This window comes from Variovorax sp. P4_D9 (genome assembly GCF_056401695.1).
In genome coordinates, this window is the sequence record NZ_JBFUIU010000277.1 from 1 (window position 1) to 10,959 (window position 10,959).

Consider the following 10,959-nt stretch of genomic DNA (forward strand, 5'->3'; position numbering starts at 1 on the left):
CAGTTGCGGCAGAACGACCTGGCGATGCTGGGCAGCGTGCATCGCCGTATGGGTGACGACGACGCCAGCGCTCAGTCGCTCGCCAGCCTGACGCCGGTCGCCGGTGCGCTCACACATGACCGCCATGCGTGGGCCCGGGCCATCTACACCGACATCGACGTGCGCCAGGACGGCACCGTGAATCCCTCCAGCCAGGGCCACGCGAGCGGGGTCCAGGCCGGCACCGATGTCTATGTGTCCCCGCTGGGCGACTGGCGCGCCGGCGTCTACGTCGGCGTGATCGACGGCGATGCCGATGTCAGCGGCTTCGCCAGCGGCATCTGGCGCGCGGTCGGCAGCAACGACCTGCGCTCGCGCTACCTGGCGGCCTACGCCACCTACGCCAACACCACCGGCTTCTATGTCGACTCCGTGCTCCAGTACGGTTCGCAGCGCTATACCGTGCGCCCGCTCGGCGGGCTCCAGACCACCGGCGACGGCAGCAGCTGGCTGGCCGCGGTCGAGGTCGGCCAGGCCTTCGCGATGGGGGGCGGCTGGACGCTCGAGCCGCAGGCGCAGCTGATCTACAGCCACGCCCGCCTCGATGACCTGTTCATTCCCGGCGCGCGTGTGCAGCAGAGCAGCCTGGACAGCTGGACCGGTGGCCTTGGCGTGCGCGTCAAGGGCGATTTCGCGACCTCGGCCGGCCGCCTGCAGCCCTATGGCCGCGTCGGCGTGATTCACGGCACCGGTGGCAACACCATCGCCCGCTTCATCGGGCCGGCCGCCTTCACCGATATCGTCACCGCCGGCGACTACACCTCGGTCGAATTGGCGGGCGGCTTCACGCTGGCGCTCAACCGCAGCACCAGCCTGTACGGCGAAGTCGGCCACCTGTTCAGCACCGGCGGCGACACCGAAGTCAAGGCGTCTATTCAGGGCGCGGTCGGGATGCGGGTGCGCTGGTAGCCCCGGGCCGGCAAAGCCCGCAAACGTCGGCTCAGGGAGACCGATGCGGTCGACTGAGGAAAAAAGGGTCGCGGAGTTGTGACCCTCTTCTTTTTGTCTCCGCCGTTCACAGATCGCCGCGCCGTCCTGTAGTGCCTACGTAAGTGGCGATTTCCGTGCGTGTTTTCAGACGCGTCTGACATTGCTGCATCGAAGCGATTCGTACGATTGAAATTCCTCACTGCGGCGTCTAGCGGCACTCGAACCATCTGCAGTGGCGTTTCATCCAAGAGCAACCGCATGTGCGCGTCGCATGCGTCAGGGAAACTTCATGACGGCTTTCGTTACCGCAGCCTTGATCTGGGCGCTTCTCCTCTGGGTCTTCCTGCGCGGACGCTTCGGGCCTTCGCTCGAGAACTGGTCGCGCGCCATTGCCTTCAGGCCCACCGAATCGATGTCGCCCGAACAATTGTTCGGCTGCGTGCTCAGCGGCAATTTCGCCCTGCTCGTGCGCGACAACTTCAACCAGCTCGCGAGCTCGTTGCCTGAGCGGCGCATTCACAAGCTGCTACGCGACCACTGGGCGATCCAATCCCGCGACGATTGCCACCGCGTGATCCATTCGCGCCTCGATAGCCTGGGCCGGATGTCGCCGGCCGAGAAGCGCGCGATCGCCGCCTGGCTGCTGCGGGAGCAGGTCGATTCCAACGAATACGCTGCACTCGAAGACACCTGCCTGTTCATGGCGCTGCGTGCCCACATCGCACAGGTTGACGACCTCCGGCACGATCACCTCAGCGTGCGGGCCTGGGACATTCAGCAGCCGGCCTGCCTGGTACGGCTCGCCTGCAGCGTCGGCTATCTGTCCAAGCCCCGCGCCGAGGAGAACCTGCAACGGCTGTCGATCCGCGCCCGCTCGCACTACAGCTCCTGGAAAGACTACTCGCTGGCCGCGCTGGTGGGCCTCGGCATACGCGGCTCGCTCGAAGTCTGCGACCATGGCGAGTGGGCCCGATTCGCCCGCACGCATTCGGTGTTCCTGAACCCGCGTCGATTGCCGACCCGCAACGCAGCGCGGTGGCACGGTTGCGTCGAGCCCGCGTCGCTCGCGTCAACGGCGCGCGGTCCGGCCGGTCTGGGATCCGGCCTGCTGCTTTCCGACACTCGAGAGGTCGCATCGTGAACCGCGCAGCCACCCGGCGAGCCGGCGTGCTTGCCTACACGCCCCGCTCGCGCGAATACACCCGGCGCGTCCTGCGCGCGCTCGGCTACTCGCCGCTGGTCTTCACGAGCATCGACGAGATCCTCGGGCTGGGGACCCGCGCCTCGACCCTCGACGTGGTGGTGCTTGGCGACGCGCCCGACACCGACAGCCACGGGCGCTCCGTCGTCGAGGCCCTGATCACCGCGGTCGGCCCCGATGTGCCGCTGCTGCAGGCTCCCCTGGTGAAGCGCCCGCGCGCCGCCCCTCGCCTCAACGAAGCCGACGGCGTCGCCACCACGCCTCGATTCTTCAGCGACCTGTATCGAGCGATCCTCTCCTTCCTCGATTCGCATGGGCTCGCGAGCACGCCGCGCCTGCTCTGCTGGGACCGCTATGCCTTCCACCCGATCGAGCGGATCGTCGCCTTCAACGACGAGGAAGTGAAACTCGACGGGGTCGACTTCGACATCGCCCTCGAGCTCTTCTTCACGGCCGGGCAGCCGGTGTCGAAGAGGTGGCTGAGGAGCATGCTGCCTTCGGGCGAGCAAGGCGCCAACTGGCATCGCATCGACAACATCGGCTGCACGGTCGACGATCTTCGCGTCGCACTCCAACTGCACGGGCCGAGCGGCTGGACCCTCGAGACGCTGGGCGATGAGGGCTACAGGCTTTCGCGTTCGCAGCAGCCCCCGTCGTCGCCGGCCGCGCGCGCCCCTGCGGTTGCCCGCCCTGCTCGGCGGCGCGCGGAAATGCGTGTTCCTTAGCCGGACCCAAGCACCCTGGCGGTTCAGGCCCAGATCGAACAATCTCGTTCCGTGCAAGCCCCAGATTGAGTCGGAGGTCCCATGGTCATCAAGACCGGCTGCCGTTGCGGAAGACGCTCCCACCAAACGCCCAGCCCCGGAGGGTGCCGCACCACCTGCTCCGGCCGCGGGGTCTGTCTCCCTCAACGCCTCGGCCGGGGTCGGCGACAGCGCGCGCGACTTCCTCGAGCGCATGGTCGCCAAGGCCCTGGCGCTGAGCCCCGACGTGCGCGAGGCCACGGCCAAATGGGAGGCTTCCCGCTTCGACATCGACGAGATCGAGGGCCAGCGCTGGCCGCAGTTGCAGGTCGCGGCGCGCGAGCAACTGCTGCAGGTGCGCCAGCAGGTGGCCTACGACACCGTCCAAGCGCTGGTCGAAGCTGCGCCGCAACCAGCAGGCGATGGTGTTGAGCGATGCCTACGTTGGCCGCATGACCGAGCTGGTCGAGATGCTGGCCGAGACCGTCAAAAGCGACCGCGGCTGTGAACAGCGAACTGGTCCAAGCGCGGGGCCGCCGTCTGCAGGCCCTGGCGAGCCGTGACCTGGTGGCGGCGGGGCTGCGCGAGGTCGAGATCAAGCTGGTCAAGCTGGTCGGCGAAGAGGTCAAGCTGCCGCCGCAGCTGCAATGGACAACGCCGATCGTCGAAGTCCAGCAGGCGCTGCTCGCAGCGCCTGAGCATCCCGCGCTTCGGCAGGCCCAGGCCGAGGCCAAGGCCGCCGACCTGTACGCGAAGTCGGTGCACGCCTCGCGCTATCCGCAGCTCAACTGGGTGGTGTCGAAGACCACGCAGCAGGACAGCTTTGCAAGCAGCGCGATGCCGCGCTGAGGGCGGAGGAGTACACGCCGCTGATCAAGGACTCGGACCGGGTATGCAAGATCTTCTTCGAGCAGTGGTACCACCTCGGCCGGCGCACCCTGCTCGACGTGCTGATCGCCGAGAACGACCACTACAACAACCAGATCGCGCGGGTGAACAGCCGCTCCGACGGCAAGGCGGCCGATTTGCGGATTCGGGCGGATGCGGCGATCTTGCTGCCTTGGTTGGGGGTGAGCGGAGGATCGGCTTCGCGACCACGCGGTCGTCGAACGCTACAACCGGGCGCTTCCATCCACGCAGGTCACCGAATCCCCCCCGACCCACACCTGCCCCTCCGCATCCCGCCGGATGTGCACGCGCCCGGCGCGGCCCAGGGTCTGGCCCTGGGCGGCGACGTAGCTTTCAGGCAGGTGGCCGTCGGCGATCAGCCACTGCGCCAGGCTGGCGTTGAAGCTGCCCGTGACCGGGTCCTCCTCGACGCCGATCGGCGCCGCGAAGGCGCGCACCTCGATGTCGGCCGGCGCTTCCTCGAAGCGCGCAAAGGCGCGCGCTTCGCGGTTCGAGCGCGCGATCAGCAGCGGGGAACCGTCCGACGATGGCAGTCCCGCAACGCCGACCTTTTGCCCCAGCTCGCGCAGCGCGCGGTGATCCGGCTTGAGCGTGAGCACCGTGTCGGCATCGTCGAGCAACAGGCCCAGCCAGGCGGGCCCGTTGTCGAGCAGCTGTGCCGTGATGATCTGCTGCGCCTTCAGCCCCAGCGCCGCCGCGACCTTGGCCAGCAGGGTCGGGCTCGGCGCAATGCGCCGCATCGCAGGCGCGGCGAAGGCCAGGCGCTCGCCCTCGCGCCGGATCGGCACCAGGCCCACCGCGCTCTGCTGCACGATTTGGCCGGTCGCCTTCGGCTTACCGCCGGCCTGCAGCCAGGCATGGCAGCTGCCGAGCGTCGGGTGGCCGGCGAAGGGCAGCTCGCCGCCCGGCGTGAAGATGCGCACGCGATAGTCGGCACTGGGCTCCGTGGCCGGCAGGATGAAGGTGGTCTCGGAGAGATTGGTCCAGGCGGCGAAGCGCTGCATGGCCTCGTCGTCGATGCCGCTGCCGTCGAGCACGACCGCGAGCGGATTGCCGAAATAGGGCGTCGAGGTGAAGACGTCGACTTGCTTGAAGGGGCGGGAGATCATGGTTGTCATTCGAGGGCCAGGTCGAGCACGCCGCGTGCAGCAGCGCGTATGCGCAAGTCGCCGAACCAGCGTTCGACGTGCGGCCAGGCGGGCCGTGTGTATTCGGTCTGAGGCAGCCCGAACCAGCGGTGCGCCTCGCAGCCGACCGGGATGTCGGCCATCGTGAAGTGGTCGCCGCACATGAAGGCGCGGCTCGCGAGGTGGGCATCGAGCAGCGCGAACAGCGGCTCAGTGGCGCGCACCGAATAGGCGATCAGCTCGGGTTGGCGCTGCTCGGGCGGCGTCCGAACCCACTGCCTGAAGGCGCCGCCGCTGACCGGGTTCAGCGTGGTCTGCTGCCAGTCCATCCACCGCTCGGCATCGAAGCGCGCGGCCAGCGGCTCGGGGTAGAGCTTGCCGGGCGAATGCTTGGCGCACAGATAGCGCACGATCACGTTCGACTCCCACAGCGTGACCCGGTCCGGGCCCTCGCCGTCGTCGATCGTCGGCACCATGGCGTTCGGATTGAGGGCCAGGTATTCGGGCGTCTGCACCACGCCGAAGCGGCCGCCCGCCTCGGTGCGCTGGAAGTCGAGCCCGAGTTCCTGTGCGCACCAGACCACCTTGCGCACGTTGATGGAGCTTATGCGCCCCCAGATGTTGAGCATGTCAGAGTCCCTTGGTAGGAGGGCGGTCGAGCAGGATCAGCCGGACCGCCAAGCCCGCCATCATCGCAGCCAGGAGTCCGCGCTGGAAGCCGTCCGCGCCGCGCCGCCGCAGCCAGCGGTGGACCTGCCCGCTGCAGGCGCCGAGCAAGGTGTTGAAGACCAGGCCGGCCAGCGACAGCGTGACGCCCAGCAGCACCAACTGCAGCGGCACGCTGCCGCGCGATGGGTCGACGAACTGCGGCAGGAACACCATGAAGAACAGCAACGCCTTCGGATTGACCAGATTGTTGAGCCAGGCGCTGCGCAGCACACGCGCGAAAGTGGTGCCATCGGCCTGCGGCTTCGGCCGCGCGCTGCCCGCGCGCAGCGCCTGCCAGGCGAGCCAAAGCAGGTAGAGCGCGCCGGCATAGCGCAGCAGGTCGAACGAGGGCGGCCAGGCCGCCACCAGTGCCGTGACGCCGGTCGCCGCGGACACGGTGTGCACCAGGTCCGCCGCTGCGATGCCGAGCCCGGCTGCGAAGCCGGCCCGCGGCCCCATCGAAACGCCGTGCGAGAGCACGAAGGCCATGTTGGGCCCCGGCGAGACGAACAGCGCCAGCACCGCGAGCAGGAATAGCAGGAAGGTGCTGCCGTCGATCATCGTCGGACTGATCCTGGGGCGTTGTCAGGCTGTGCTGGCCGCCAGCTGCCGCTCCACCTCGGCCGCCGCATGGTGCGCGAGCTGTTCGCGCACCACTTCGGCCAGCGCGGCGATTGCGGTGTCGATCTCGTCGACGCTGGCGGTCACGAAGGATAGGCGCAGGGTGCGCGGGTCGCCCTCGCCCGCGTAGAAGGGCGCGCCCGGCACGAAGGCCACGCCGCGCTCCACCGCCTTGGGCAGCAGCGCCACGGTGTCGATGCCCTCGGGCAGCCGGACCCAGAGGAACATGCCGCCGGCCGGCTTGACGAACTCGACCGAGAGGCCCTTCATCTCGCGCTCCAGCGCCGCCACCATGGCCTCGCACTGGCGCTTGTAGAGCGCCCGGATGGTCGGCACGTGGCGCGACAGGAAGCCGTCCTTCATGACCTCATGGACCATGCGCTGRTTGAAGCTCGGCGWATGCAGGTCGGCCGCCTGCTTGGCCTGCAGCAGCTTCGGGAAGATGGCCTTGGGCGCCACCATGAAGCCCAGCCGCAGGCCCGGCGCCAGCACCTTCGAGAACGAGCCGAGGTAGATGCAGCCTTCAGGGTTGCGCGCCGTGAGCGGCAGCTCCGGCGCGTTGTCGAACCAGAGCTCGCCGTAGGGGTTGTCCTCGACGATCGGCAGGCCCGCCTTGGCGGCGGCCGCGGACACCGCGGCGCGGCGCTCCTCGGTCATGGTGCGGCCGGTCGGGTTCTGGAAGTTGGGCAGCAGGTAGATGAAGCGCGCGTCCTTGGCCTTGGCGACCATGTCGTCGACGATCACGCCCCCGCTGTCGCTGGCGACGCTGACCGGTTCCGGCTCCATCGGCGAGAAGGCCTGCAGCGCGCCGAGGTAGGTCGGCGTCTCAACCAGCACGCGGCTGCCGGGGTCKAGCAGCACCTTGGCGACCAGGTCGAGGCCCTGCTGCGAGCCGGTGGTGATCAGCACCTGGGCCGGATCCACGGGCCACGGCAGCATCGCTGCCACGGCTTCGCGCAGCGGGCCGTAGCCTTCGCTCGCGCCGTACTGCAGCGCAGCCTGGCCGTCCTTGTGCAGTACTTCGGCGCAGGCTTCGGCGAAGGCGTTGATCGGGAAGGCCTTGGGCGAAGGCAGGCCGCCGGCCAGGCTGATGATGCCGGGACGCTCGGTCACCTTGAGGATTTCGCGGAGCACCGAAGGATTCATCTTTTCGGCGCGGGCGGCGAGTTTCCAGTTCATGTTTTTCCTTTGGGGGTGCGGAAGGTTAGCGGGAGGCCGCGGCGGCGACCAGTGGGGCGCGCGGTTGTGACAGCTTCTTGCCGGCGACAACGGTGGCCACCACGGCCGCCGCGAAGCCGAGCGTGACCACGTCGAGCGGCTCGCCGAGCAGCGGCACGGCCGCCAGGATCGAGAGGAAGGGCTGCAGCAGTTGGGTCTGGCTGACGCGCAGGGCACCGCCCATCGCGAGGCCGCGGTACCAGGCGAAGAAGCCCATCCACATCGAGAACACGCCGACGTAGACGAAGCCGACCCAGGCCGAGGTCGCGATCGGCTGCTCGGGCCAGAGCCACAGCGTGCCCGGCAGCGTGACCGGCAACGCCAGCACGCAGACCCAGCAGATCACGCGCTCGGCCCCCAGTGCCGGCGTGACCTGGGCGCCGTAGATGTAGCCGAACGAGGCCGCGATGACCGCGCCGACCAGCAGCACGTCGGCCCATTCGAAGCCGAAGGCGCCGCCGTGCGACTGCGCCCGCAGCAGCGAGAACGCGACCACCAGAGCACTGCCTGCGATGGCACAGAGCCAGAAGCCGAGCCGGGCCCGCTGGTGCAGCACCCAGGCAGCGCAGGCCGCGGTCACCAGCGGCAGCAGCGCTGTGATCACCGCGGCGTGGCTGGCACTGACCACCCGCAGCGCATAGGCCAGCAGCAAGGGGTAGCCGACCGCGTTGCCAAGCACTGCCATGCCGAGCGGCTTCCAGTGTTGTCGCCGCGGCCTCGCAGAGCGGGTGGCGAGCAGGAAGATCACCGACAGCACGCCGGCCAGCGCCGCCCGTCCGAGCGTCACGAACCAGGGCGACAGTTGCGGAGCATCCTGCGTTCCGGTGGCCAGCCGCGTCATCGGCAGCGTGACCGCGAAGAAGGCCACGCCGAGCACGCCCAGCCACATGCCGAGGGTCTCGTCCCTGATCTTCATACGCCCACCATCCACCAGGCGGTGAGCGCCAGCACGGCCGCCATGGCGCGGTTGAACCACAGCAGGCGGCGGCCCTGGGCCAGCCAGTGGCGCAGCAGCGCGCCGGCCAGTGCGTAGGCGAAATTACTGGTGAAGGCATACACCAGCATCACCGGTGCGACGATCGCGAAACGCCGCAGCGCATCGGGCTGGCCGGCGATCCAGCCCGCGACCAGCGTCAGCGCCAGCAGCCAGGCCTTGATGTTGAGGAACTGCAGCATCACGCCCTGCTTGAAGCCAACCTGCAGCTTGGCGCTGTCAGCCTGGCCCAGCGAGCCGCTGCCGCTGAGCTTCCAGGCCAGCCACAGCAGGTAGCCGATGCCGAGCGCCTTGATGACCCAGCGCAGCGAAGGCAGCGCCAGCACGAGCGCGCCGACGCCGGCCGCGCACAGCGCGAGCAGCAGGCTCCAGCCGACCGGTACGGCCCACACGAAACGCATCGCGCGTGGCAGGCCGCCGTTGGCGGCGAGTGYGGTCGACAAGGTGGTGTTGGGACCCGGCGAGAAACTCATCGCCGTGGCTAACACCAGCAGCGCAGTGAATTCTTGCCAGTTCATGGGACACACTTTAAACTGATGACCATTACAGTACCGATACAGATAATCAAACATAGGAACTGCCTGTATCGGTCAACTCATTGACACAGAGCAATACGCGGCATGCTGACACGAACCTCCGCCCAGTCGCTGACCGGGCAACTCGCCGACCGTTTTGCGGAGCGCATCCGCAACCGCTTGCTGCCGCCGGGCGCGCGGCTCCCCTCGGTGCGCGAGTGTGCCCGCCAGCAGGGCGTGAGCCCGCACACCGTGGTCGCAGCCTACGACCAATTGTTGGCGCAGGGCCTGGTCGAGGCGCGTCGCCAACGCGGCTTCTATGTGCGCGACCCGGGCCCGGCTGGCGCTGGGCCGGACGCTGCCAGCACCCGCTCGGCACCGGCCCAGGCGCCGGTGCATCTGGTGGCGGCCGACGCCAGCGCGCTGATCCGCGGCATGTTCCATCGTCCGAGCGACAAGCCGCAACCGGGCATGGGCGTCTTCCCGCCCGATTGGCTGGAGTCGACCTTCATGCCGGCGGCGGTGCGCCGCGTCACCAGCGGCAAGGCATTGCAGGAGCTGTCGCTCCAGTACGGCGAGCCGGCGGGCGATGGCGGCCTGCGCCGCAGCCTGGCGACCAGGCTGGCCGGCATCAGCGTGCCGGCCGCGCCGGATCAGATCGTGACCACCATCGGCGCGACCCATGCGCTCGATATCGTGAGCCGCACCCTGCTGCGCGCGGGCGATCCGGTAATGGTCGAGGAGCCGGGCTGGGCGATCGAGTTCGCGCGGCTCGAGGCGCTGGGCATGCGCATCCTGCCGGTGCCGCGCAAGGCCGATGGCCCCGACCTCGAAGTGATGGAGCGCTACTGCACCGCCGGCGAGGCCCACAAGCCCAAGCTCTTCGTGAGCGTCAGCGTGCTGCACAACCCGACTGGCTACAGCCTGACGCCGGGCAGCGCGCACCRTGTGCTGCAGTTGGCCAATCGGCATGACTTCCACATCGTCGAGGACGACACCTACAGTCACCTGGCGCCCGAGCATGCGACCCGGCTCTGTGCGCTCGATGGCCTGCAGCGCACCATCTACGTCGGCGGCTTCGCCAAGATCCTGGCGCCCAACTGGCGCATCGGCTTCCTCGCCGCATCGCCGCCCTTGGTCGCCCGGCTGCTCGAGACCAAGCTGCTCGCCACACTGACCTCGCCGGCGCTGTTCGAGCGCGCGCTGGCCTGGTGCATCGACCAGGGCCAGTTGCGCCGGCATGCGGAACGGATCCGCGTCAGGCTCGATGGTGCCCGGGGGCGCACCGTCAAGCTCGCGCTGGCGGCCGGCTGCACGCTGGCATCGGAGCCGGCCGGCCTGTTCGGCTGGGTCGACACCGGCGTCGACACCGATGCCCTGACCCAGCGCATGCTCGACGAGGGCTACCTGCTGGCACCGGGCTCGCTGTTCCATGCCCGGCGGCCGCCCACCACGCTGATGCGGATCAATTTCGCGACCGCACAGGATGCGACTTTCTGGAAGGTGTTCGCGCGCGTGCGCGACCAGCTCTGAAGCTCGGCCGCCGCTACAGCAGCGCGTCCGGCGCCAGTGGCCCGAGGAGCTTGAGCATCAGGCGCAGGCCGGCGCTGGTGTCGGGCTCGGCGGTGGCGTCTTCGAGGCCGCTGCCCTCGGGGGCGTGCCAGACCAGCCGGCCGTCGCTGCGCTCCACGCGCCACGAGCCTTCGCGCAGCGCCGACTCGATCTTGCGGCCGGCCGCCCCCGACAGCGCGTCGCTGCGCACCAGCACCGCGATCTCGGTGTTCTGCAACTGCGAGCGCTGGTCCAGGTTCATCGATCCGACCACCAGCAGCCGGCCGTCGATCACCAGCACCTTCGAATGCAGCATCGAGCGCGATTCGCCCGCGGCACTGCCGCTGCCCGAGCCGAAGGCGCTGCCGAGCCCGGCCTGCTCGCTGCGCAGTTCGTAGAGTTC

13 protein-coding genes are annotated in these 10,959 nt (G+C 69.0%); 6 read left to right on the plus strand and 7 right to left on the minus strand.

From position 1 onward, the window contains the following. The 5 genes from AC1DY5_RS26460 to AC1DY5_RS26480 form a co-directional block, all read left to right on the plus strand. On the plus strand, positions 1-948 hold a 948-nt coding region (locus AC1DY5_RS26460), incomplete at its 5' end, for an autotransporter domain-containing protein (RefSeq protein WP_478116207.1). A gap of 460 nt (positions 949-1,408) precedes the next feature. Further along, complete coding sequence (locus tag AC1DY5_RS26465) at positions 1,409-2,110, plus strand: DUF1266 domain-containing protein (protein ID WP_478116208.1); 702 nt, start codon at positions 1,409-1,411, stop codon at positions 2,108-2,110. Next, positions 2,107-2,895 carry a hypothetical protein gene (locus AC1DY5_RS26470; RefSeq protein WP_478116210.1) on the plus strand — a complete coding sequence of 263 codons (789 nt, stop codon included), beginning with the start codon at positions 2,107-2,109 and terminating at the stop codon, positions 2,893-2,895. The genes AC1DY5_RS26465 and AC1DY5_RS26470 overlap by 4 nt, the downstream gene beginning before the upstream one ends. A gap of 232 nt (positions 2,896-3,127) precedes the next feature. Further along, complete coding sequence (locus AC1DY5_RS26475) at positions 3,128-3,421, plus strand: hypothetical protein (protein WP_478116211.1); 294 nt, start codon at positions 3,128-3,130, stop codon at positions 3,419-3,421. After that, positions 3,418-3,762 (plus strand): hypothetical protein, encoded by a 345-nt coding sequence (locus AC1DY5_RS26480; RefSeq protein ID WP_478116213.1) that lies wholly within the window; start codon positions 3,418-3,420, stop codon positions 3,760-3,762. The genes AC1DY5_RS26475 and AC1DY5_RS26480 overlap by 4 nt, the downstream gene beginning before the upstream one ends. Positions 3,763-4,025: 263 nt before the next feature. On the opposite strand, the gene AC1DY5_RS26485 is transcribed toward AC1DY5_RS26480, so the two are convergent. Genes AC1DY5_RS26485 through AC1DY5_RS26510 form a run of 6 tightly spaced genes read right to left on the minus strand, consistent with a single transcriptional unit; the run spans position 4,026 to position 9,008 of the window. After that, positions 4,026-4,931, minus strand: a complete 906-nt coding sequence (locus AC1DY5_RS26485) for a PhzF family phenazine biosynthesis protein (protein ID WP_478116215.1) — start codon at positions 4,929-4,931, stop codon at positions 4,026-4,028. 5 nt (positions 4,932-4,936) lie between these two features. Then, entirely contained in the window at positions 4,937-5,578 is a 642-nt protein-coding gene (locus tag AC1DY5_RS26490) for a glutathione S-transferase (RefSeq protein ID WP_478116216.1), read from the minus strand. Between the two features lies 1 nt (position 5,579). Further along, a complete protein-coding gene (locus tag AC1DY5_RS26495) occupies positions 5,580-6,218 on the minus strand; it encodes a LysE family translocator (protein WP_478116218.1) in 639 nt (212 codons plus the stop codon). 24 nt (positions 6,219-6,242) lie between these two features. Continuing rightward, positions 6,243-7,457 (minus strand): aminotransferase-like domain-containing protein, encoded by a 1,215-nt coding sequence (locus AC1DY5_RS26500; RefSeq protein WP_478116220.1) that lies wholly within the window; start codon positions 7,455-7,457, stop codon positions 6,243-6,245. 25 nt (positions 7,458-7,482) lie between these two features. Beyond that, on the minus strand, positions 7,483-8,412 hold the full coding sequence (locus tag AC1DY5_RS26505; protein ID WP_478116221.1) for a DMT family transporter: 930 nt from the start codon (positions 8,410-8,412) through the stop codon (positions 7,483-7,485). Further along, positions 8,409-9,008, minus strand: a complete 600-nt coding sequence (locus tag AC1DY5_RS26510) for a LysE family translocator (RefSeq protein ID WP_478116223.1) — start codon at positions 9,006-9,008, stop codon at positions 8,409-8,411. The genes AC1DY5_RS26505 and AC1DY5_RS26510 overlap by 4 nt, the downstream gene beginning before the upstream one ends. 102 nt (positions 9,009-9,110) lie before the next feature. Between AC1DY5_RS26510 and AC1DY5_RS26515 the strand changes: the two genes are divergently transcribed. Beyond that, positions 9,111-10,538, plus strand: coding sequence for an aminotransferase-like domain-containing protein (locus tag AC1DY5_RS26515; protein WP_478116225.1), 1,428 nt, complete (start codon positions 9,111-9,113; stop codon positions 10,536-10,538). A gap of 13 nt (positions 10,539-10,551) precedes the next feature. Here the strand turns inward: AC1DY5_RS26515 and AC1DY5_RS26520 are convergent. Beyond that, positions 10,552-10,959: phospholipase D-like domain-containing protein (locus AC1DY5_RS26520; RefSeq protein WP_478116227.1), on the minus strand; the 408-nt coding region annotated here is incomplete at its 5' end.

What these genes read in the sequence shown, in the direction of transcription:
- AC1DY5_RS26475 (WP_478116211.1), top strand. Translation starts at nt 3,128, where the DNA reads ATGGTCGCCAAGGCCCTGGCGCTGAGCCCCGACGTGCGCGAGGCCACG.
- AC1DY5_RS26485 (WP_478116215.1), bottom strand. Translation starts at nt 4,931, where the DNA reads ATGATCTCCCGCCCCTTCAAGCAAGTCGACGTCTTCACCTCGACGCCC.
- AC1DY5_RS26490 (WP_478116216.1), bottom strand. Translation starts at nt 5,578, where the DNA reads ATGCTCAACATCTGGGGGCGCATAAGCTCCATCAACGTGCGCAAGGTG.
- AC1DY5_RS26495 (WP_478116218.1), bottom strand. Translation starts at nt 6,218, where the DNA reads ATGATCGACGGCAGCACCTTCCTGCTATTCCTGCTCGCGGTGCTGGCG.
- AC1DY5_RS26505 (WP_478116221.1), bottom strand. Translation starts at nt 8,412, where the DNA reads ATGAAGATCAGGGACGAGACCCTCGGCATGTGGCTGGGCGTGCTCGGC.